21 protein-coding genes are annotated in these 21,033 nt (G+C 53.1%); 13 read left to right on the top strand and 8 right to left on the bottom strand.

The window, feature by feature from the left end; translation table 11 throughout:
• Nucleotides 1-19 precede the first annotated feature (19 nt).
• From ACM5Q9_RS13565 to ACM5Q9_RS13545, 5 genes are read left to right on the top strand one after another with little or no spacing between them, the layout of a single operon-like run.
• A complete protein-coding gene (locus ACM5Q9_RS13565) occupies nt 20-1,156 on the top strand; it encodes an ABC transporter substrate-binding protein (RefSeq protein ID WP_418145264.1) in 1,137 nt (378 codons plus the stop codon).
• 11 nt (nt 1,157-1,167) lie between these two features.
• Complete coding sequence (locus tag ACM5Q9_RS13560; RefSeq protein ID WP_418145263.1) at nt 1,168-2,136, top strand: ABC transporter permease; 969 nt, start codon at nt 1,168-1,170, stop codon at nt 2,134-2,136.
• Nucleotides 2,137-2,148: 12 nt separating this feature from the next.
• Nucleotides 2,149-2,940 (top strand): ABC transporter ATP-binding protein, encoded by a 792-nt coding sequence (locus ACM5Q9_RS13555; RefSeq protein WP_418145262.1) that lies wholly within the window; start codon nt 2,149-2,151, stop codon nt 2,938-2,940.
• A gap of 30 nt (nt 2,941-2,970) precedes the next feature.
• Entirely contained in the window at nt 2,971-3,402 is a 432-nt protein-coding gene (locus ACM5Q9_RS13550; RefSeq protein ID WP_418145261.1) for a hypothetical protein, read from the top strand.
• A gap of 26 nt (nt 3,403-3,428) precedes the next feature.
• Entirely contained in the window at nt 3,429-3,731 is a 303-nt protein-coding gene (locus ACM5Q9_RS13545) for a monooxygenase (protein ID WP_418145260.1), read from the top strand.
• A gap of 88 nt (nt 3,732-3,819) precedes the next feature.
• On the opposite strand, the gene ACM5Q9_RS13540 is transcribed toward ACM5Q9_RS13545, so the two are convergent.
• Complete coding sequence (locus ACM5Q9_RS13540; protein ID WP_418145259.1) at nt 3,820-3,912, bottom strand: hypothetical protein; 93 nt, start codon at nt 3,910-3,912, stop codon at nt 3,820-3,822.
• A 4-nt stretch (nt 3,913-3,916) separates the two neighbouring features.
• Nucleotides 3,917-4,600, bottom strand: a complete 684-nt coding sequence (locus ACM5Q9_RS13535; RefSeq protein ID WP_418145258.1) for a siderophore-interacting protein — start codon at nt 4,598-4,600, stop codon at nt 3,917-3,919.
• Between the two features lie 291 nt (nt 4,601-4,891).
• Between ACM5Q9_RS13535 and ACM5Q9_RS13530 the strand changes: the two genes are divergently transcribed.
• Entirely contained in the window at nt 4,892-5,203 is a 312-nt protein-coding gene (locus tag ACM5Q9_RS13530; RefSeq protein ID WP_418145257.1) for a tripartite tricarboxylate transporter substrate-binding protein, read from the top strand.
• Here ACM5Q9_RS13530 and ACM5Q9_RS13525 read toward each other — a convergent pair.
• The 5 genes from ACM5Q9_RS13525 to ACM5Q9_RS13505 all read right to left on the bottom strand — a co-directional run bounded on the left by ACM5Q9_RS13525 (nt 5,196) and on the right by ACM5Q9_RS13505 (nt 12,571).
• Nucleotides 5,196-5,513: a DUF2149 domain-containing protein gene (locus tag ACM5Q9_RS13525; RefSeq protein ID WP_418145256.1), complete on the bottom strand. Its 318-nt coding sequence runs from the start codon at nt 5,511-5,513 to the stop codon at nt 5,196-5,198. The two genes, ACM5Q9_RS13530 and ACM5Q9_RS13525, sit on opposite strands and share 8 nt — an antisense overlap.
• 2 nt (nt 5,514-5,515) lie before the next feature.
• Complete coding sequence (locus ACM5Q9_RS13520; protein ID WP_418145255.1) at nt 5,516-6,004, bottom strand: MotA/TolQ/ExbB proton channel family protein; 489 nt, start codon at nt 6,002-6,004, stop codon at nt 5,516-5,518.
• A gap of 17 nt (nt 6,005-6,021) precedes the next feature.
• Nucleotides 6,022-9,912, bottom strand: coding sequence for a cobaltochelatase subunit CobN (gene cobN / locus ACM5Q9_RS13515; protein ID WP_418145254.1), 3,891 nt, complete (start codon nt 9,910-9,912; stop codon nt 6,022-6,024).
• 4 nt (nt 9,913-9,916) lie between these two features.
• Complete coding sequence (locus ACM5Q9_RS13510) at nt 9,917-11,875, bottom strand: TonB-dependent receptor domain-containing protein (protein WP_418145253.1); 1,959 nt, start codon at nt 11,873-11,875, stop codon at nt 9,917-9,919.
• Between the two features lie 303 nt (nt 11,876-12,178).
• Nucleotides 12,179-12,571, bottom strand: a complete 393-nt coding sequence (locus tag ACM5Q9_RS13505) for a DUF2946 family protein (RefSeq protein ID WP_418145252.1) — start codon at nt 12,569-12,571, stop codon at nt 12,179-12,181.
• Between the two features lie 235 nt (nt 12,572-12,806).
• On the opposite strand from ACM5Q9_RS13505, the gene ACM5Q9_RS13500 reads away from it, so the two are divergent.
• The 6 genes from ACM5Q9_RS13500 to infA all read left to right on the top strand — a co-directional run bounded on the left by ACM5Q9_RS13500 (nt 12,807) and on the right by infA (nt 18,892).
• Nucleotides 12,807-12,968 (top strand): hypothetical protein, encoded by a 162-nt coding sequence (locus ACM5Q9_RS13500; protein WP_418145251.1) that lies wholly within the window; start codon nt 12,807-12,809, stop codon nt 12,966-12,968.
• A gap of 172 nt (nt 12,969-13,140) precedes the next feature.
• Complete coding sequence (locus ACM5Q9_RS13495; protein ID WP_418145250.1) at nt 13,141-14,307, top strand: transporter associated domain-containing protein; 1,167 nt, start codon at nt 13,141-13,143, stop codon at nt 14,305-14,307.
• 170 nt (nt 14,308-14,477) lie between these two features.
• Nucleotides 14,478-15,050 carry a phosphonate degradation HD-domain oxygenase gene (locus ACM5Q9_RS13490; RefSeq protein ID WP_418145249.1) on the top strand — a complete coding sequence of 191 codons (573 nt, stop codon included), beginning with the start codon at nt 14,478-14,480 and terminating at the stop codon, nt 15,048-15,050.
• A gap of 171 nt (nt 15,051-15,221) precedes the next feature.
• Nucleotides 15,222-16,100 (top strand): pirin family protein, encoded by an 879-nt coding sequence (locus ACM5Q9_RS13485; RefSeq protein ID WP_418145248.1) that lies wholly within the window; start codon nt 15,222-15,224, stop codon nt 16,098-16,100.
• Nucleotides 16,101-16,151: 51 nt separating this feature from the next.
• The gene (gene ftsH / locus ACM5Q9_RS13480) at nt 16,152-18,140 is read left to right on the top strand and encodes an ATP-dependent zinc metalloprotease FtsH (protein ID WP_418145247.1); all 1,989 of its coding nucleotides are present in this window, start codon (nt 16,152-16,154) and stop codon (nt 18,138-18,140) included.
• A gap of 473 nt (nt 18,141-18,613) precedes the next feature.
• Entirely contained in the window at nt 18,614-18,892 is a 279-nt protein-coding gene (infA, locus tag ACM5Q9_RS13475) for a translation initiation factor IF-1 (protein ID WP_418145246.1), read from the top strand.
• Nucleotides 18,893-18,935: 43 nt separating this feature from the next.
• Here the strand turns inward: infA and ACM5Q9_RS13470 are convergent, their stop codons facing one another.
• A complete protein-coding gene (locus ACM5Q9_RS13470) occupies nt 18,936-19,988 on the bottom strand; it encodes an NAD(P)H-dependent flavin oxidoreductase (protein WP_418145245.1) in 1,053 nt (350 codons plus the stop codon).
• 209 nt (nt 19,989-20,197) lie between these two features.
• Here ACM5Q9_RS13470 and ACM5Q9_RS13465 point away from each other — a divergent pair, with 209 nt between their 5' ends.
• Nucleotides 20,198-20,980 carry an SDR family oxidoreductase gene (locus ACM5Q9_RS13465; RefSeq protein ID WP_418145244.1) on the top strand — a complete coding sequence of 261 codons (783 nt, stop codon included), beginning with the start codon at nt 20,198-20,200 and terminating at the stop codon, nt 20,978-20,980.
• Nucleotides 20,981-21,033: the final 53 nt, after the last annotated feature.

The raw sequence follows: 21,033 nt of genomic DNA, 5'->3' as shown, positions 1-21,033 counted from the left end.
ACCATACAAGGAGAAAAACATGTGCGATTGCGGCATGGATCATTTGTTCGACTTCCTGAACAAAGAAAAAAACAACGGTTCATCGGGCTCGCCAACCGATCCTGGCAGACGTTCCCTATTACTTGGTACAGGCGCTACGTTACTGGCGGCCAGTCTGCCCTTGGCATTCAGTGGCAAGGCACATGCGGCCACACCGGGCAAGTTCAGGGTTGGCTATATTGCAGAACCGGCACATGGCCTGCATTTCCTCGCACGGGACAAAGGCTATTTCAAGGAACAGGGATTAGATGTTGAATTTTTCCAGTTCAAATCTTCCGCTGAAGGCCTTATCGCCCTGCGTTCAGGAAAGCTGGATATCGGCACTTTCGGTTCGGCCGCACCACTTGTCTTTATTTCGCAAGGCACACCATTTACCATCTTCGGCGGCATGATGTTGGGTGGACAAGCCGTCATCACACGTCCCGAACAGGCACAGGACCTTAAGTCACTGGAAAATTACCGTGGCAAGAAAATCGCCATTAACCGCCTGTCCACCGGTGACATTGTCTTCCGTCAGGCTCTTCAAAAAGCGGGTTTTGATCCGGAAACCCATGTAACGCGGGTTGAATTTCCGTCCCCTGGTGCCATTGTCGAGGCCGTGATCAAAGGACAAGCGGATGCCGGCATCGTATTCTCACCACACTTTTCCCTGGCAGAAAAACGCGGCATGGCCGTCACCCACTTTTTGGGGGACTTCCTGCCCAGCTATACCTGCTGCCGCCTGACAGCCAACACGGCTGACTACAATGCACGCAAAGATGAATATGGCCGTTTCCTGACTGCCTTGATCAAAGCCTACAAAATATACAAGACAGACCAGGAAGAAACCGTCCGTGTCTTTACCAAGGAACTGAAGATCGATGAAGACGTGATCCGTAAAGATACCTATACACGCCAGGCCTTTGAATCCCATCCTGATCCGCTGAAAAAAGGCACGCTGGAATTCTGGAAGGCAATGGTCGAATCTGCAGGCTATGTCACCAACAAAACATACCCGGTTGAACAGCATATTGACATTGATCTGTACAAACAGTCACTGGATGCCCTGATCGCTCAAAACCCGGGTGAAGAAATTTATGCCAGCCTGCTGGATTTCTACCGGATTAACAATACCTAAGGACTACACGGATGGATTCGATTACCAAAAACCGCTTACATGGCGTTCTGCCAGTGTTGCTGCCAGCCATTGGTAACGCATGGCAACGCATTCATCCGGTACAGCACATTTTATATGTACTGGTTGCCGGAACACTGCTCTGCTCTAGTCATGGTGTCCAGTGGCGCACGCTGCTGCTGATTACCCTCATCGAGATCATTGCCACTTTGCGCACAATCTCCAGCCGCACTCACGCTGCCCGTACGGCAACCGGTGATGTCGCCTCCATCCTGTTCCTGTTTTTTGGTGCCTGGTATCTTGCCACGACGGTCCTGCAATTGCTGGACCCCATGCTGGTACCCGGTCCCGAAGTAGTGCTCGCCCTCTTCACCGCAGAATTGCCTGACACCCTGAAGGGCTTGCGCAGCTCATTGCTACTACTGGTCAGTGGTTATGGCCTGGCAATTCTCACGGCCATTCCCCTGGGACTGATGGTTGGTTACCACCGTCGCACATTCCATGCAACAATGCCGTTCACCAAACTGCTGGGAACCATACCGCCGGTGGTATACATTCCTTATGCCATCCATTTCCTGCCTTCATTTACGGCCGCCTCTGTCACCGTCATCTTTATCGGGGCTTTCTGGCCTATTTTCATCAATACGATTTCAGGCGTATTCAATGTCCCACGTGGAATTATTGACTCTGCCAGGGTATTTAACCTGAATACACGCACCATGCTGGTTCGCGTCATACTGCCCGCATCACTGCCTTCCATCTGCACAGGGGCCACCCTGGCACTATGTTTCTCATTCCTGATGCTGACCATGGCAGAAATGATTGGTGGCAGCTCGGGCATGGGCTGGTATATCAGCAATTTTTCAGAATTTGCCGACTATCCACGCGTTATCGTCGGCATTATCTTTATCGGTATTGTTGTCACCACCATTACGTTCTTCACTGAACGCCTTGAGCGTCATCTATTGCGCTGGCGAGTTTAGGAAACAAACATCATGCATAGTATTACCCTTGAAAACGTTACATTTTTTCACGGACAACAGCGCATCCTGCAAGATATCAACTTGCAGGTTGAGGCGGGTGAATTCATCTGTCTGCTCGGCCCGTCAGGTTGTGGCAAAAGCACCCTGCTGCGTATGTTGGCAGGACTCGATTTTCCAACACGGGGTACCATCCTGCTGGGTGACAAGCCCATTACAGGCCCTGGTTTGGACCGTGGCGTCGTCTTTCAGGATTACTCCTTGTTTCCCTGGTTGACGACCGGCCAAAACATTATCTTTGCGCTGAAACAGGCATTCCCGGGCAAATCCTCATCATTTTATAATGAGCTTGCACATAAGCATCTGCAAGCAGTCAAGTTGGGGCACGCCTTTGATAAGCTGCCAAGCGAACTGTCTGGAGGCATGCGACAGCGTGCAGCCATTGCACGGGCATTTTCCATGAATCCTCCTGTTCTGTTGATGGATGAACCCTTTGGCGCCCTGGATGCCGTTACACGCGCGCACCTGCAAGATGCATTGGTCACCCTGTGGCAACAGGAAGCACAGGGCAGCAAAACCATCTTCTTTGTTACCCATGATGTCGATGAAGCATTATTGCTTGGGACAACTGTTGTTGTCATGGGCGCCAATCCAGGCAGAATCCGTGGAATTTTCCCGGTTGAGCTTCCCAGACCAAGAAAGCACAGTCAATTAACAATGAACGCCTCCTCCCTGCAATTACGGCAAACCTTGCTGTCACTGTTATACGAAGAAACCCCAACCGAAGAGACTCCGTTAGCCGTCTAGGACAGAAGCCCGTAGACTTGCGCCCGCCTCATGATTGGCCTGTTCCATCGCAGCGGGCGTGGCGTGACGCTGACCGAACGCGGGCAGCAATTAATGGTTTATGCTCAAACCATTTCCAGCACACTGGAAACCGCGATGCGGGCCATGCAAAAAAACACGGCAACCGGGCCTGCCAGGCTACGCATTGGTGCCCTGTCTTATGACCCCTTGCTACATGAAGGCATCTGGCTTATGGCCGAAACCGTGGCGGCACGCCATGGCTTTCACCTGAAGCTGGCCTTGGAATGCGCTAGTGATGAAATGCCACCGCAGCCTTATAGTTTCGCAGTATATGGCATACGCACTATTCCACCCATGCACTGTATACATAGCAGCTTTGCCCCCCAGGCGTCTGGCAGCCCTTGCCATCAACGACTTGCCTTTAGGTACCATTGGACAAACGGGTTTTGGGTAGTAAACTAAGTACTTACGCAACCAGACAAGGAATCATGAAATATCTGCTTCAAGTTGACTTCCCCTACACCGGCCCCTGGGGTCAGGAAATGACCAAAATAATGAATGACCTGGCCCATTCCATCGCGAAAGAACCCGGCCTGATTTGGAAAATATGGACGGAAAATGAAAGTGCCAATGAGGCCGGCGGTATTTATCTGTTTCAGGACAAACCCAGTGCCCAAGCCTATCTGGACATGCACACGGCTCGTTTAAAAGGATTTGGAATTCCGCAGGTGAATGGAAAAATATTCGCTGTGAATGATGACTTGTCCAGAATTGACAACGCACCGCTGTAAACACAGTATGTATATAAGCCAAGATGCGCGCACTATCGGTGATTTTGTCCAATAGTAGCTGGATGTTATATCGCTAGCCGCTTTTATGTCATTCAAAATTCGTATGCGTGGCAACCTGTGATTTACGCCAGTAACTACTGGCACGAATGCGTTTTTTATCAATCTTGAACTGATCAATCATGTATTCACGCAGGGCCTTGATATCGCTGTACTCGCCTGCCGCCCAGACAGGCGGCCAGCATTTCAGCGTCATTTTTATCGGCAGGATCACTGTCTTGCTGCACCCAGCGAACCTCAAAATCGCATTGGCCCTGCAACGGTATTTTACTGTCATCACTGGCAATCTTGATAATAACAATGGCCTTGCATGAAGCCGGCAATTCTTCAAGCCTGCGGGCAATAGCCGGAATAGCGGTTTCATCACCCATCAGCAAGTGCCAGTCAAAACCGGCAGGAATCACAAATGAACCGCGCGGCCCGGCCACGCCCAGGTAATGTCCCACCTCTGCCTGGCTTGCCCAACTAGTGGCTGGCCCTTCATGGTTTAAAACAAAATCGATATCCAGTTCATTCGTATCCGGATTGTAGCGACGCGGCGTATAGTCACGGGTCAGGGGCTTGGGGCGGTGCTCATCAAACTTGATGCCCTTTTCCTCCAACACAGGCATATTGGGTTTTTGGCCAGGCAAATCGGGCAAGAACAGTTTAATGTGATCATCAAAAGAGGCGGAAACAAACCCGTTCAGGTCATTGCCGCTTAAGGTAATGCGACGTATTGACGGGCTTAATGGTGTAATTCGTTTAACTTGTAGCAAACGAATTTTGATGGGGTGCTGCAACTTCTGTGTATCTAGTGTACTTTCTGTCATTTAAGACCTCATTCATATCTCTTACAATGCCTAGCAAGATAACATTAATGAGAACTATTATCAAATAAAAACTAGAACAGAACATCTCGAAAAGAAAACATATCTTTCTGTATAACCTGCCACAAACCATGCCCCGTCAGAACAAAGTACATCAGCCCATCCTTCCAAAGCAAAGCGGGTATGTGCCTGACACATGGTAAAAACCACTTACAAAAACACCCGAATATTTCAATAATGAAGCAAATAACCAAAGGGGACCAATAATGAAAAAAATGGAAATCCTTTCTGCCGATGGCCTGCGTGGTGGGCACCGTTTCAAGCAGCGTTGCACTGGCAAACTCGTTCCCCTCACATACCATTACCATGGTTGTGCCCTGGCCACCAGGCGGCCCCATCGTCATCAACCCCTATATAAATGCAGCAATGCCTTATGACGCCCAGAAAGACTTCACGCCAATCACCAATGTGCTGCAAGTGCCGCTGGTACTGGTGATGAACCCAACCATTCCGGCCAATAATCTGCAGGAGCTGCTGGCGTACATCAAAGAGGAATCCATCGAATGGAAAAATCTTGCCAAAGCCACCAGCTCCAAACTCAATTAGAAGCCGTTTCAGGCACATAAATCATGCGCCCGTCATCAAGCCGGTAAGTAATGCCGGCCTTGATGCCCTGCCCCTGCCCGATTTCACCATTGGACTCATAACGTGTCAGCTCTTCACCCTCTTTAATCGTCATGGTCATATTGGCCTTTCCAGGATTTTCAATCACAATCACATCCTGTGCGGCATACGGATTAAGCGGGTTAAGGGCAACCACCACCATCAAAATGCCAATCACCACCAGAAACAGGTCAATCATATTAACCACCGAAAGGATGGGATCGTCTGCGTCATCAGATTCCAGAAATCGCATACTTAGGCCTCCTGCATGACGAGCAGGCCCTGGCGTTCCAGCTCACGCAGTTCCTGTAACAGCCAGCGCCGCCGCACCGTCAAAATGAAAAACGTAATGCTGGCGGCAATCAATGCCAAAATAACCGCAGAAAAAGCGGTCACCAGGTTCTCGCCAACACCGGCGGCATTGCCCCCGCCAAGCGCCAGCAAGGCTGGCCCCATGGGTATCATGGTGGCAATCAAACCCAGCATGGGTGCCGTGCGCGACACAATACGCAACAGTTCCAGGCGATGCATAATCCATAGTTCCAGATCATCAGCAGTGCCACCATGGCTGGCATGCCGCTGACGCAACATCTGTTGAGCGCGTTGCCGGCGCCGTTGCCACCACTCAACGGCAAAACCGCCCAGCGAAGCAAAGGAATACAACAGGCAAAGCAAAATCATCACAAGGACAGGGGCAAGAAAAAGCCCGGCAAGTTCGTACAATCCAGATTCAAGAAAATTCATTTAATACTCCAAAAAAATTATGCGTGTGTATGCCCTGTACGGGTCCTGCGCCATTGGCGCAGCGCACCATACAAGGTGGCAACCCCCAGCAGGGAAAGTGAAAAAACCAGCATCGAGGGAAACGATGGCAGCGCCGTTTCCACCGCCTGCATGACCTGACCACTGACTGCAGACGGCGCCTGGGCGTCGGCTGCAGAAACGGGCTCAGGTGTTGCGGCACCTGCTTCTGCAGCCACTTGCGCCAGGCCAAACCCCTGGGCCATGTCCGCCACAAAAGCCTGTGTCAGCGGATCTCCGGCCGTAGCATTGAACTGCTGTTCCAGTTCCTGCCAGCGCTCGGCCAGCGCCTGCCGGGTGGCTTCGGGCGCATCCCAATAGCCTTTGCGTATAGCTTCGGCCATACGTTCCAGCAACTGCGCCTGGGCGGTTGGGTTGTGCTGCTCAAACCATTCATTCGTACCCAATTGACGGGTATCTTCAATATAAGTGTCGAAGATGGCCTGCCATTGATCGGACCGCACGGTAGCCGGATCCACAGCCTGCCAGCCAAACAGGTTATTAACCGTATCCACAACTTCCAGCGTACCGGCATAACCTTCATTTTGCATGCCCTGTATCCAGTGCGGATTCAGGTATCTGACCCGCATTTCGTTGGAAAGAAAGGCTTGCATGGAAGTGGTCTTGGGTTCTTTTTGGCGCAAATCAGAGATATACAGCGGTGGGCTTTTGCCATCCAGATGCCGGATCGCCACCGACAGCCCACCCAGGAACTCAAAGGGATGATCGGTGGAAAGCACACCATGTATGTTGGATGTGCGTGACATGACCGCTGCATCGGTGCCCCGCAACTGGGCCGCCAGCAGGTTGGCCGAAGATGGCTTGATGGCCCAGCCTTCACTGCCATAGGCATACTGCATGCGATTCAGGAACTGCCCGGCCAAGACGGCATCCCCTTCCCACTGGGTGGATTGCTGCATCATGCCGGGCAGGCCCGTGCCATAATTGCCCGGCGCACTGCTGAAAATCCGGTAGCGGGCAGCCTGCCCAGCCTCGTTTGCAGACATGCCCGATGCCAGCAGTTCGTCCATGATCCGCTTTGTATTGGACGCAACCGGATTATCCGGTTCATCCAGCTCCGCAAGCCGATTCATGGACTCGGCCAGCAAGCGCATAAAACCATCAAACTGATCCCGGTACACACCCGTTGTCTGAATGACAACATCAATACGCGGTCGGCCCAGCGTAGTAGCAGGAATGATCTCCAGACGGGAAATCCGGCCATTGCGCGCCCATACCGGTTTCAGGCCCAGCGCCTGTAAAACCTGCCCTTCGGTAATGCCTTGATGACGCACCGCTTCACCCGCCCACAGGCTGAATGCCAGGCGTTGGGGCCAGGCGCCCTGATGCTCGCTGCGATAAGTATCCACCAGTTGCATCAATGCCGTGCCACCGCTTTCATAAGCGGCAGGCGTGGGCAATTTATCGGGTTCCAGCGCATACAGATTACGGCCGCTGGCCAAACCGGGACGGCGGATGGGATCGCCCCCCGGCCCCGGCAACACGAAATCGCCCGACAAGCCGCTTAATAACGCTTCCATCTCGCCGGTATCAGCCAGGCCCGCGTCCAGCTTTTGGGCACGCCGCAGATGCACCTGAAGTTCAGGCGCAGCCGTGGCAATATCTTCACCCTCACGCAAGTAACGATTCAGGGTTTGGTAAGGAACGCTGCTTTGCAGCTTCGTGAAATCTTCCGCAAACACCCCATCCGGCAAACCCAGCGCCTCATAAAAAGGCTGTCCCAGCTGTTGCATCACCACGGAAAGCCGGTGTTCCGGCGCAGAAGGCTGGCCAAAACGATGCAGCCCCAGTGGCATGGCGGTTTGGGCCAGCGACTGCAAATGATCGTGCAAAACCTGCAGAAAACCCGAAAAATCATCACGAGCCTGACTTTCCTGCCAGCCCAAGTCCTGAATCAGGCTGGAATCACGCGTGGCGGCCAGGATTTTTTCCATGACCGCCTGCTGCACGACACCTTCATCCAGCCGTTCATACTCTTCTATTAGCGTCAGCATATCGCGCAGTTCGTCATAAAGTCCTGCCGGTGCGAAAGGCGGTGTTTGATGACTGATGGACACCGCCCTGCCCCGGCGCCGCGTTTGTAACGCCTCGCCGACGTTATCCTGGATATAAGGATAAAAAACAGGCAAATCTCCCAATGCCAGGAAGGGATAGTCACGCATGGAAAGCCCCCTGTCCTTGCCGGGCAACCATTCCTGGGTACCATGCGTGCCCAGATGGATCAGGGCGTTGGCACCGAACGCTTCACGCACCCACAAATAAGCCGCCATGTACAAATGATCGGGTGCTTTCGACTCATCGTGGTAATGACTGCCCATTTCCGCGGCTCTGGGCATTTGTGGCATGATAACCAGCTTACCCAACTTCATCCTGGGAATCACGAACGCAGGCACGCCATCCACCGTGCGTACCGCCCAATGGTCTGCCGGATTCCCCCAAACCGCCATGCCCTCGCGTGGCCCGGCTGGCAGTTTGTCCAGCCATGCCTGGTATTGCGAAACCGGCAGCACCGCTGCCAGGTCACGGGCCAGCAAATCTTCAGGTGGGCTGCTTCGGTACAGCATGGACAGCATGGCCTGGCCTTTTTCAATCATGTCGGCTTCGTTGATGGGATCAATGTCATAGCCTGCCTGCTTCAGCGCCCGGGTCATGTTTTCAATACTGACCGGAACATTCAGGTGTGAAGCCCCGAAATTGCGCTCACCGGGTGGATAATTCCAGAACATCAGTGCCAGTTGCCTGTCGCTGGCAGGCTTGTTGCGTAACTCAATCAACTTGCGCAATTTATCCAGCAAACCGCCCACCTGTTCAGCCATGGGCACCGCCGCTCCGTCCTGCAAGACAGACAGCACCATCGGGTCGCTCATGCCCCAGGTTTCAGGAATGGCCATAAAGATCGGCACAACCCTTTGCGCCACACCACTGGGCGCTGCCAGCCATTGGGCCTGATCGCCCTCACGATAGGTCAGGGTCTGGATCACGGGGATACCCAATTGCGCCAGTTCGGCAGCACGCTCGGTACTGTTCTGTGTCATGCGCAGGTTGACCATCGCATCGGCACCGGCCGGCTTGATGACCTTCGTCAATGCCTTCGGGTCGTTACTGTCATACCAGAAGGCAAGCGGCAAAATATTTCTGGCTTCGGCGGCGGCAATCAAAGCATCAATAAGCTGCGTCTGCATATCACTGACCACACCGTTGTGAATCAGAAAGGCAACCTGGCCAACCGCCTGGGGCATGCGTGCCCGGGCCCATGCCAGGTAAGTCTCAAGCGACTCGAATACCTGTGGGACGGCCGGATGATAAAACCCGGTCTCAGGCACTGATTCGGCCGCCGGTAGCGAGACAATGGAACGGCCTGCCACAAGGTCTTTGGCGGCCTGGAAAAACAAGCCGAAATTACCGACACCGCCGTTGGTGTAATAGCTTGACAGTTGCCGGGCCTGTTCGGACGTCATGCCGCCAAAGTCTTCAACCCGGTTGCCAACCCTGAGCCAGGGGATATTCCCCTGCCGCAGGTTTTCACCCATCGCACCATCCACTTCGGCACGGGCACTGGGACGCGGCGTATCAAGCACCACCAGGCTGGCACCCGGCAACCATTGTCCGACAGGTGCACCTATCGTCCCAACATCCACATGCTCAAGCCGGACACCGGCACGTTCGGCAATCGGAGCCAGCACCTGAAATTTGGCCGGCAGCACCGAACGGTTGGTAACCACCTTGACCAGCGGAGCCGCAACATCGGCAACTGTCTGGGCCGGGACAAGCCCGGCAATACCCAAACACCACCACAATAATATCCATGAATTAAGCAGCAACTTGCACATAGGATCAGAACCTCATTTCCATGCCAACAAACAGGCGACGCCCTTCATCACTAAAGACATAATCTGCGGACTCATCGGCCAGACGCTTGTCGGTGAGGTTTTCGATACCCGCATGCAGGGTCACATGCCGGTTGACATCGTAACTGCCATACAGGGAAAGGATTGCATAGGCAGGCTGATACCCCGACCCTGAAGTCGTCCGTTGTGAACCGACATACTGCCATCTGAGGCTGGCATCCCAGTCATCCGTCGGTTGCCAGTTCAAGGTGGCATTGGCGGTATGACGCGAACGATCCGTCAGACGCGTTTTGCTGGTGCGGTCCACCGCATCCAGATAGGTATAATTGGTTTTCAGATGCAGGTTCCAGGGCAGCTCAACCCCAAAGACCAGCTCCAGGCCGCTAATGCGAGCCTTGTTGATGTTAACGTACTCGTACGTTTTGATCTTGCCAGTACACCCGGACACACAGTTGCTATCAATCAGGTCTTCCACCTGATTCAGGAACAGCATGGCATTGGCCTGCCAGCGGTCACCGGTATAATCAAACCCTGCTTCATACGATACCGAAGTTTCCGGCTTCAGGTCGGGATTGCCGAAAATTTCCGAACTCCGCCCCCATGTACCTCGATAACCGGGTGACAACTGTTTAAGCGTAGGAGCCCGGAAACCCTTGCCCACACCGCCCTTGAAAACAAGTTCATCATTGAAATGATACAGCACATAAGCACGCGGACTGGTCTGCCAGCCATAATTGGGGTGGTGGTCGAAACGGCTGCCAAGCAGCAATTCCCAGTTTTCCCCCAGCATCATTTCATCCTGCAGGAAGAAAGCCTTGTGGGTGGCATTTTCCCGACCGGACGCATTCACGGTGGGATCTTCCAGGGTTTCCTTGCGCAATTCACCGCCCAGCGTAACGGTGTGCCCGGCCAATGGCTCAAAGCTGATCATGCCACTGGCAACCTTATCGGTAAACTGGTGCGGGCCGGTGCTGCCACCGTCTGTCCGGTCATTGACACGCTTGAGATTGGAGCGGTACAGCTTGATTTCACTTTTCCCCCAGTCCCAGTCTCCGGAATGTGACAGGGAAAGGCGTTGCCGGCGTATATTGTCGTCTGAACGGTAAGTGGTGCTATTGCGCCAACGATCTTCCTTGCCGACACTCATGGTGGCGTCCAGGCGTTGCCTGTCATCAGGTGTCCAGGTTAATCCCACCGTGCCCAACAGGTCTTTCCGGTACCCCATGGAGGTCTCATGAAAAGCCGTGGGCGTTGCACTTTGAGGCGTGTATAAGGCCTGCGTATGTTGATATTGCCCGGACACCGTCAGGCCAAGCACGTCCTGTACCAGGGGACCTGAAATATAGGCACCCAGACGGTGACGGTCACCGCCCCGACTGGTGCGGGGAAAAACGCCATCGGCAGAAAAAACACTGACCCACTCATCGGTGGCACGTCGTGATATCACGTTGACAACACCGCCCAGCGCCTCTGAACCGTAAAGCGAAGACATGGGACCACGGACAATTTCAATACGCTCAATGGCTTCCGCCGGCATCCAGCCGTGTTCAAAATCCGAACCGAAAATAAGGGGACCCGACTGATTGATACGCATGCCATCATACAGGACAAGGGTGTGGTCTGTTTTCATGCCACGAATTGAAATACCCTTGCCATTGATACCTACACTACTCAGCGTCACACCAGGAGACCCCTCTACCGCTTGGGCCACATCATAAATCGGCCGACGACTCAGCTCCTCGCTGTTTAACACCGTGACACTGGCGGGTGCATCCTCCAACAAACGCTCGCTTGCCGATGCCGTTACCACAATGGGATCCAATTGGGTAACACTGGCAACGCTGGTATTGACCCAGACAGTACCAAATAGGGCACCGGCTACCGTAGGGCAGACCAAGACGGACCGGCGAAAACGTGATAGGCAAATAAAATTAAAATCTGTCATTTGTGAATTTATATATCCATTTATGTTTATAGGTAACAAAGCACGGACGCAAACTGACTGTGACGCCGCACGTTACTAGAGTCTGGAATAGACGATTGTTACTGATGCATTGACCGATTCACCGATTACCGGAAAGACTTAATGCCTGGGCGCGGGCCTGATATTTGAAGCAGGTGCAAGAAAAGGCAATAGCGCAACCGGCCTGACGCTGTCGCATAAGCGGGAATGGACCATAAACACAAAAAAACCCCGGAAAACAATCGTCAAGGCATGATTGAGGCGAACACAATCACTGGCAAAAAGTTAACCGAGGCTTAAAGGAGGGGCACGAGAGCCCAGTGGCGGGCCCTGGGCGGGCAAAGGAGGGAGTGCTTCATTGCCATGTAGCAATGGGGCAGGACGTTGCGTAACGAACGTCACCAACGCAGGCGCTTCAGATGCGGGAATTAATATTTGCGATGCAAGCAGGCAAAATGAGCAATTCTGATTGTCAAAATAATCGCCTGACGATGGCTCGACTGGCTGCCCGTTTGCATCCACCAGTATGGTGCTGGTACCGGCAACGGTACAGATGGTAATGGAAAATCTTCCGTCGCGGGTGCCGGAAAAGTCGGGCATATAGCCGACAGGAATAAGCGCCCGGCACAGCAACGACAAAACCGTCAGGCAAAAAAGAATTTGCCAGACGCGTGTCATCTTGTATCGAGGTTGATCCTGAAGGATTCGCATAGCCCGCAACTATAGCATATTCGCCGCCCCGCCCCAACGTTGAAATCAGACAAGTTCTTGTCCTTCATACAACCGGGACACCCGCCCATATGTCATGTTTGTGTCTTGTCATTGTCATATCCACGTGCTAGGATCATGTAACAATAAAATAAAATGTCGTTCCAGCTATCTATGTTTATCCTATTTCAATTGAAAATACCCTATGGCTTCTGACACAGAACCACCCAGTACGGTGCTGGCCAACGCCAGCCAAACTTCGATTGTCTTTTGCACTGCATACCCCGTTACGCCTAATAGCCCGCTTCGGATTCATCCGTCCCGGGCTAATGCCACTGTACGCCTGTTTGCCTTGCCACGCCTTTAGCCCCAAACACAATGATTGAACTATTCATGGACCCCGCTGCCTGGATCGGTCTTGCAACGCTTGTCGTTCTGGAGATCGTCCTTGGCATTGATAACCTCAGCTTGAAGGGGTTTCTCACAAAGGGTCAGCCTCGGGCGGTTACGCCAGCTTTGGCGTCGTTGTCACACAAATTGTGGTACTGGATGCCGTTTTTTCCCTGGATGCGGTCATCACGGCGGTGGGCATGGTAGACCAGTTGCCGGTCATGATGGCTGCGGTCATCATATCCATCGGTGTCATGCTGGTTGCTTCCAAGCCGCTGACACGCTTCGTCAACGCGCATCCTACTGTTGTCGTATTGTGCCTGAGCTTCCTGCTCATGATCGGTCTGAGCCTGTTCGCCGAAGGCCTGGGCTTTCATCTACCCAAAGGTTATTTGTATGCGGCCATTGGCTTCTCTATCATGATTGAAGCCCTGAACCAGATCGCCCGACGCAATATTGTCCGGAAACAGGCCCGTTTCCCCATGCGTGAGCGCACTTCAAAAGCAGTTCTGCGCCTGCTGGGTGGGCGTCAGACACAAGAGGAGCACATCGGTGAACTGCCCGATATCCCTGAAGACATGACGCCTGCCGCCTTTGCCCCGGAAGAGCGCAGCATGGTCAGCGGTGTCCTGACACTGGCCGAACGAAACGTACGATCCATCATGACGCACCGCTCCGATATCTCATGGGTGAACCTGGATGAAGATCCTGAAAAAATCCGTGAAAAACTACTTGAAGTGCCCCATGGTTACTTCCCGGTCTGCCGTGGATCCATTGATAATGTTATTGGGGTGGCCCGCGTGAAAGACCTGCTTGGCGACCTGATCCGTGATGGCAAAATCAATGAAAAAAACAGCTTGCGCACCCCGATCTACGTGCCGGAATCCATCACGGCCATCAACCTGATCGAAACCTTGCGCCGGGCCAGCGGGCAAATCGTTCTGGTCAGTGATGAATTTGGTGAACTCATGGGCGTGGTTTCCCCCATCGACATCCTTGAGGCCATTGCCGGTGAGTTCCCCGACGAAGACGAAACCATGGAAATCCAGGCAACCGGACCCGGGCACTGGACAGTGGCAGGCAGCGCCGACCTGCATCAGCTGGAAATTGCGCTCCAGACAGAAGGACTGGTTAGCGTTGAAGGCGACTACGCCTCCCTGGGGGGATATATGCTCAGCCGATTCGGCCGCCTGCCCATAGAGGGAGAAACCCTGATCCATGAGCAGTTCGAATTACGGGTGGCAAGCATCGAAGAACAACGCATTGGAACCGTCAATATACGCAGGCTCGAACACACCGACTCAATCGAAACCTGACAGGTTCATGATTGATCAAGGCGGTTGGCTACCCTAAAGGCATATTAAGCCTGCCAGGGCTGGCCATTTAATTGCTATGCTTTTTTCCTGCCAATGGAGTTTCGGCTGTCATACTATTGTAACTGGCCAAGATTAGGCTGCTTCCTTTTAACCATAAACAGCTCCCTGACATGAACCTTTCTCTTTATGATATTCAATTCCTGTTTGAAAAACACGGTGCTTCACTTTATGGCGGTGAAGCCGTTACACAACTGGAACATGCCCTGCAAACGGCTGCATTGGCTGAATCGGAAGGAGCTTCCCATACCCTGATAGCCGCATCCCTTTTGCATGACCTGGGCCACATCATTCAGGTACAGCAGCAGGAAACCGCTGGCCTTGACCAGGAAATAGACCATCGGCACCAGACGTTTGTCCTCCCTTTTCTGCAGGAAAGCCTGCCGGATGCCGTTCTGGAGCCAATCCGCATGCACGTTGACGCCAAACGCTGCCTGTGCGCGATTGATGAAAACTATTTTTCAACCCTGTCTCCGGCTTCGGTACACAGTCTTGAATTACAGGGCGGAATATTCAACAATAAGCAGGTAGAAACTTTCATGCAGCAGCCTTATGCCGTTGATGCCATACGGTTGCGCCGCTGGGATGATCTGGCCAAAGTGCCTGGCCAAGTAACACCTGACCTTGCTCATTTCCTGAGCATTGTGGCCAATGTCCAGGAAATCCACGCCCTGGAAAAGCAATAGCATGATGTGCCTGGCTCGGCCTGAATTGTTCCCCATGTGAAACAATGCAGTCCATTTTGGTGGTTTTTTAGTCCTGTTATCTTGTATATAGTGGAATAATACGATTAATCCCCAGGTTACTGATATTTAACCAGCACCATTTGGCAGAAGCATGCCGGCCAGGAGCAAAACATGAGCACAAGCACCAACCACACCGCTGTCAACCACCCACGCAAGGTAGAACACCTCGTTGTCGGCCAGCCCACTTCCGATGGCGCAGGCGTCAAACTGACCCGTGTGCTTACCCAAAACCTGCAACGGCGCCTTGACCCGTTCCTAATGCTGGACAACTTTGGCAGCGACAACGCCAACGACTACATTGCCGGTTTTCCCGACCACCCGCACCGTGGTTTTGAAACCATCACCTACATGATTGCCGGACGCATGAAGCATCGTGACAGTGCCGGCAATGAAGGCTTGCTGGAAAACGGCGGAGTGCAATGGATGGTAGCCGGCAAGGGCGTCATCCACTCGGAAATCCCGCAACAGGAAGAAGGTGTCATGGAGGGCTTTCAGCTGTGGCTGAACCTGCCCGCCCGAAACAAGATGACCCAACCCTGGTACCGGGACATCAAAGCCGAAGAACTCCCCAAATTCCGTACCCATGAAGACGTTAATGTAACCGTTATTTCGGGCAGCAGCCACGGTGTCACCGGCGCCGTCACCCGTGAAGTGACCGAGCCGCTCTATCTGGACCTGCATATGCCAACCGGCAGCCGTTTCGCACAACCGTTAGCCGCCACCCACAATGCCTTTGCCTATGTGTACCGTGGCGAAGTAACTATAGCTGGAAAGGCTGTACCGGTTCAGCGCATGGCGATCCTGGATAACAATGCCCAGGCCGATGGCGTCGTGATTGAGGCCAGTGCCGATGCACGGGTATTGCTGATTGCCGGCCAGCCGCTGAACGAACCCATTGCCCAATATGGACCTTTTGTCATGAATACCAAGGAGGAGCTGTACCAGGCGCTGCAGGATTTCCGCGACGGCAATTTTGGAGAATCCGCCTGATATCCGATGGTATGATGTTCAGGACAATTCAGGCAGAGGCTTCCCGCAACTATGATGAACAACAGCAACAACCCGCCTTCAGGCAAGCAAGACAACAATAACGCCAGACAACCCGGTAAACCGCTACTGCCGCAAGGCAAATTCTGGCTAATCATCCTGTTGGTCCTGGTTGTCAATTACCTGGCTACACAATGGTTCTTGCCTGGCGCCAACCAGGCGGTTCCGGTTCCTTACTCCACGTTCAAAGAACAGGTTGCCAATGGCAACGTCCAGGCCATTCAAAGCCAGGGTCAAACCATCCAGGGACAATTCAAGCAACCAATCACCCTGCCTGGTGCCGAAGAGGCTACCCAACAAGCGGCAACCGAGCCGCCACGTAGTATCACCGCGTTCGCTACGGTTGTGCCCGACTTCGCCGATCCGGGGCTTGAATCGTTTCTGGCCAAACACAATGTCAAGATCAGTGCCATGCCAATCCAGGACGGCAGCTCGTTATCAAACCTGCTGTTTGGCTTTGGACCGGTACTGCTGATCATCCTGTTTTATGTCTGGCTTTATCGTCGTGCCTCGGCTCAGGCCGGCGGCGGACTGGGCGGTGGCATGTTTGGCCTGGGCAAAAGCAAAGCACGCCGCTATGATCACGAACAGGAAAAAAGGATCACCTTTGAAGAGGTAGCCGGCATTGATGAAGCCGAAAACGAACTGGTTGAGATTGTTGATTTCCTGAAAAACCCCAAAAAATACACGGCTCTGGGTGCTACGGCGCCAAGGGGAGTCTTGCTTGTGGGCGCACCGGGAACCGGCAAGACGTTGCTGGCCAAAGCCGTTGCCGGCGAAGCCAATGTGCCCTTTTTCTCGATGAGCGGTTCGGAATTTGTTGAAATGATTGTGGGCGTAGGTGCCGCGCGTGTACGGGACCTCTTCAAGCAGGCCCGTGAACATGCACCCTCCATCATTTTCATTGATGAAATCGACTCTATCGGTCGTGCCCGCGGCCAGGCCGTGCTGGGTGGTGCCAGCGAACAGGAACAAACGCTCAACCAGATCTTAACGGAAATGGACGGTTTTTCAGGCAAGGAAGAAGTGATTGTACTGGCCGCCACCAACCAGCCCGACATCCTGGACAAGGCCCTGTTAAGGGCCGGCCGCTTTGACCGCCGGGTGGTGGTGAACCTGCCCGATAAAGTAGGGCGCGAAGCCATTTTACAGGTCCATACCCGCGACAAACCCCTGGCCCAAGACGCAGACTTAATGGAAGTGGCCGCCACCACACCGGGCCTGTCAGGGGCGGATCTCAAGAACCTGAGCAATGAAGCTGCATTACTGGCGGCCAAGCGTGGGCAAAATGAAATTCATCTGAAAGATTTTATCGACTCCCTTGAAAAAATCATTCTGGGTCCAGAGCGACCGATTATCCTGAGTCCGGCAGACCGTGAACGAATTGCCTATCATGAAAGCGGGCATGCCATTCTGGGACTGGTTGTGCCCGGTGCCGATCCCGTCAACCGGGTGACCATCGTGCCTCGTGGGCAGGCCCTGGGCGTCACCTACCAGCGACCGCCGGCAGACCGCTACAACTACCCCGAAGCTTACTTGCGGGCGCGTATTATTGGCATGCTGGGCGGACGCGCGGCCGAAGAAATCGTTTACGGCACCAAAACCACCGGAGCGGAAAATGACATTGAACAGGTCACCGAACTGGCCCAAAACATGGTAACGCGCTGGGGCATGAGTGAGAAACTGGGCATGGTCAAACTGGCCGCCCGCCAAAATCCATATCTTGGTGCCGGGCAGCGGCAGCTTGACTCGGTCAGCGAACAGACGGCCGCCCTGGTTGATGAGGAAGTACATAAAATCATCAATGACAGCCACGAAAAGGCCAAACAATTGCTACGCGACCATCGCAAGCAACTGGATGCCCTGGTTACGGCGCTGCTGGACCGCGAAACCCTGGACGAAAGGGAAATCCTGGATGTCACCGGGCTGCCACCGGCACCTGCCCTGAAAGACTTGCCCAACCAGGCCAAACTGGAAAGTTAAAGCTGAAAATATCTGCTGGCAAAGAAATCAGGTCTTCAATTTTTTTCCTCATTAAGGCCACGAAGACATGCGGTTTCTTGCCAGGCACGACTAAAAAACAAAACCAAGCTGCCTGCCAACCCTTATACCTGATATTTCCCTTTCTTTTCAGCTCATTAACAAACAGCGTCAAGTGTGCTACAATGATTTATTGTCATCGCTACTGATGGCGTAATACTCAACGGGTATCCTTAACCTAACCACTTATTCTAAAGTATTAATCTTTTAATATTTCAAGAATTCTACTCAGTGCCTGGCTAACTAACCCAGGCAGCTATACCGGCTATACGCTATATATCTTTTCCCCTTGCGGAAAAAACGCTACGTCCCGATACCCGCAGCGCTACAGCGCTTATCCACGCATACCGCTTGCTTAAGCCTCGGCCAAGCCTTGCTTATGCATGTTATTTTTCAATTACACAGGAGATTTATCTATGGCCAAAGAAGCATTAATAGAAATGAATGGCATGGTAACCGAAGTACTACCTGACTCCCGCTTTCGTGTCACTCTGGATAACGGCCACCCGCTTATTGCCTACACGGGTGGAAAAATGCGCAAACACCATATCCGTATTCTGGCAGGTGACAAAGTGTCGCTTGAAATGTCGCCTTACGACATGAACAAAGGCCGCATTACCTTCAGGCACCTGCCTGGTCGCCCGGCAAACGGCACCGCCACACCCCACAATAACAAATCACAAAACCGCCGCTAAAAAACCACTGGGAGCAATACCGTCCTGATATTGCCCCCAACACTCACTGCAGTTCTTCAACCAACGTTTTCACCAGTTGCCCGGCCGACATTTCCCTCGCCAGGTAAGCGGCTTGCCCTGCCCACTGGGCGGAAAATTCAAAATCGCCCTTGGCATTGGCTGCGGCAATCAATGCCTTGCCAGCATCATAAGTCATCGGATAGCCCGGCGTAGCCGGTGCGCCAACCTCCTCAAGACTGGTCATCATACGGTTAACGATGCCTCTGGCAGCACGGCCGGAAATAACCGTTGTAACAGCCGTATGCAATGCCCGCTCGCTTTTCAGGTTGGCACGGTAAGCCGCATTGGCAGATGACTCGGGGCAAAGTACAAAAGCCGTTCCCATCTGGGCGGCACACGCCCCCAGCTTCAGCACGGCCCTAATGCCGCTGCCATCCATGATTCCCCCGGCGGCAATCACCGGCAAACGGCAATGTTTAACCAACAGGCGTACCAACGCCAATGTCCCCATGCAAGCATCACCCATGTCAGGGTCAAAGACGCCCCGATGCCCACCCGCCTCATAACCCTGCGCCACAATAAAGTCGATCCCGGCCGCTTCTATTTGCAGGGCCTCTTCCAGTGTGGTGGCACTGGCAAGCAAGGTAATGCCAGCCTCTTTCAGGGCACGGATATAAGCGCCTGAAGGCAAACCAAAATGAAAACTGACGAAGGCGGGCTTAAGCGCCAGCAGCAGGTCCAGCATGGGCCGGTTATCCACAAACGTGTCATAAATCTCATGTAACTGTGCTGGCGGTGTTGCCCCGAATTCATCAAACAGCGGTTTAAGGTATGCCAGCCAGGCCTGTTCTTTTTCATGGTCTTGCGGGGTACGCTGATGACAAAACACATTCACGTTAAACGGTTTATCCGTCAAGGCCATGGTTTGCTCAATCATCTGGCGGGCGCTTGCCGTACTTACCGCAGCCACGCCCAGTGAACCCAAGGCACCGGCATTGGATACCGCGGCAGCCAGGGCCGGTGTGGAAACCCCCGCCATAGGTGCCTGGATGATTGGAGATTTGATGCCAGGTAATAAAAAGGTTTTGTCTGCCATGTTATGAGTATCCCTGAAAACAGTTGGTTTGGTTTTTAAAATACCATAACAAACCGGCAAGCAAATATATCCGCTTCCCGCAGTAAGGTTTTTTCCCTGTTTAAAAAGCGGGCAATACGCACTATACTTGCAAAAAATAACCATGACCTGACGGGTTATTCTGCCTACACCAGTCAGTACGCCAAGCAGCGGGACCAAGGAGCCAATTCATGAATGCAACAAGCAACACCAATCAGCTTTTTTCCCTCAAAGACCAGGTTGCCCTGGTAACCGGTGCCTGCAGGGGCCTGGGCTACCAGATTGCCCACGGCCTGGCCAACGCCGGTGCCACCGTACTGGTACATGCCCGTGACGAGCAACGCGCCAAAGAGACCGCCCATGCATTCAATAACATGGGCCTGTCTGCCAGCTGGCTGTCTTTCGACATCAATGACCACCAATCACGCCGCGAGGCCTTTTCCCAGATAGAAGACCAATACGGGCGCCTTGACATCCTGGTCAACAATGCCAGCATCCGGATTCGCAAAACCCTGCACGACCTTACCCCGGTTGAAATCGAGCATATCGTTCATACCAATATCCTGGCCAATATCGGCATTTCCCGCTCCGCCATTGATCTCATGCGTAAAAACCGCTATGGCCGCATCGTTACCATCAGTTCGATTGCCGGGCATGTTATTCGCCATGGCGATTTCATTTACCCCATTACCAAGCAGGCCCTTAATACCATGACCCGCTCCATCGCCGTTGAGTACGGCCATGAAGGCATTTTATGCAATGCGGTTGCCCCCGGCATTTTTGATACCGAACACAATGAATCCCTGATAAAAGAACCGGAAACCATGCGTAAAATACAAGAACGCAACCCCCTGCAACGCTTGGGCAAACCCGAGGAAATCATCGGTCCGGTACTTTTCCTGACCTCACCAGGCGCTTCCTATATCAATGGACAAATCCTGGCTGTTGATGGCGGGCTTTCCGTGGCTTTTTAATGGTTCTTATCCTCGTTTAAACGTTTTTAAATACTTTTAAGGCTTAGGCCTTT

It is taken from the genome of Advenella sp. RU8 (assembly GCF_048381675.1).
In the GTDB taxonomy this organism is placed as follows: domain Bacteria; phylum Pseudomonadota; class Gammaproteobacteria; order Burkholderiales; family Burkholderiaceae_B; genus Advenella.
Note: the sequence above shows the minus strand (reverse complement) of the source record. Positions and strands in the feature narration are given on the sequence as shown.

Excerpts from the sequence above, each read along its gene's own strand:
- ACM5Q9_RS13565 (WP_418145264.1), top strand. The coding sequence starts at position 20 with ATGTGCGATTGCGGCATGGATCATTTGTTCGACTTCCTGAACAAAGAA.
- ACM5Q9_RS13560 (WP_418145263.1), top strand. The coding sequence starts at position 1,168 with ATGGATTCGATTACCAAAAACCGCTTACATGGCGTTCTGCCAGTGTTG.
- ACM5Q9_RS13555 (WP_418145262.1), top strand. The coding sequence starts at position 2,149 with ATGCATAGTATTACCCTTGAAAACGTTACATTTTTTCACGGACAACAG.
- ACM5Q9_RS13550 (WP_418145261.1), top strand. The coding sequence starts at position 2,971 with ATGATTGGCCTGTTCCATCGCAGCGGGCGTGGCGTGACGCTGACCGAA.
- ACM5Q9_RS13545 (WP_418145260.1), top strand. The coding sequence starts at position 3,429 with ATGAAATATCTGCTTCAAGTTGACTTCCCCTACACCGGCCCCTGGGGT.
- ACM5Q9_RS13540 (WP_418145259.1), bottom strand. The coding sequence starts at position 3,912 with ATGATTGATCAGTTCAAGATTGATAAAAAACGCATTCGTGCCAGTAGT.
- ACM5Q9_RS13535 (WP_418145258.1), bottom strand. The coding sequence starts at position 4,600 with ATGACAGAAAGTACACTAGATACACAGAAGTTGCAGCACCCCATCAAA.
- ACM5Q9_RS13530 (WP_418145257.1), top strand. The coding sequence starts at position 4,892 with ATGGCCTGCGTGGTGGGCACCGTTTCAAGCAGCGTTGCACTGGCAAAC.
- ACM5Q9_RS13525 (WP_418145256.1), bottom strand. The coding sequence starts at position 5,513 with ATGCGATTTCTGGAATCTGATGACGCAGACGATCCCATCCTTTCGGTG.
- ACM5Q9_RS13520 (WP_418145255.1), bottom strand. The coding sequence starts at position 6,004 with ATGAATTTTCTTGAATCTGGATTGTACGAACTTGCCGGGCTTTTTCTT.
- cobN (WP_418145254.1), bottom strand. The coding sequence starts at position 9,912 with ATGTGCAAGTTGCTGCTTAATTCATGGATATTATTGTGGTGGTGTTTG.
- ACM5Q9_RS13510 (WP_418145253.1), bottom strand. The coding sequence starts at position 11,875 with ATGACAGATTTTAATTTTATTTGCCTATCACGTTTTCGCCGGTCCGTC.
- ACM5Q9_RS13505 (WP_418145252.1), bottom strand. The coding sequence starts at position 12,571 with ATGACACGCGTCTGGCAAATTCTTTTTTGCCTGACGGTTTTGTCGTTG.
- ACM5Q9_RS13500 (WP_418145251.1), top strand. The coding sequence starts at position 12,807 with ATGGCTTCTGACACAGAACCACCCAGTACGGTGCTGGCCAACGCCAGC.
- ACM5Q9_RS13490 (WP_418145249.1), top strand. The coding sequence starts at position 14,478 with ATGAACCTTTCTCTTTATGATATTCAATTCCTGTTTGAAAAACACGGT.
- ACM5Q9_RS13485 (WP_418145248.1), top strand. The coding sequence starts at position 15,222 with ATGAGCACAAGCACCAACCACACCGCTGTCAACCACCCACGCAAGGTA.
- ftsH (WP_418145247.1), top strand. The coding sequence starts at position 16,152 with ATGATGAACAACAGCAACAACCCGCCTTCAGGCAAGCAAGACAACAAT.
- infA (WP_418145246.1), top strand. The coding sequence starts at position 18,614 with ATGGCCAAAGAAGCATTAATAGAAATGAATGGCATGGTAACCGAAGTA.
- ACM5Q9_RS13470 (WP_418145245.1), bottom strand. The coding sequence starts at position 19,988 with ATGGCAGACAAAACCTTTTTATTACCTGGCATCAAATCTCCAATCATC.
- ACM5Q9_RS13465 (WP_418145244.1), top strand. The coding sequence starts at position 20,198 with ATGAATGCAACAAGCAACACCAATCAGCTTTTTTCCCTCAAAGACCAG.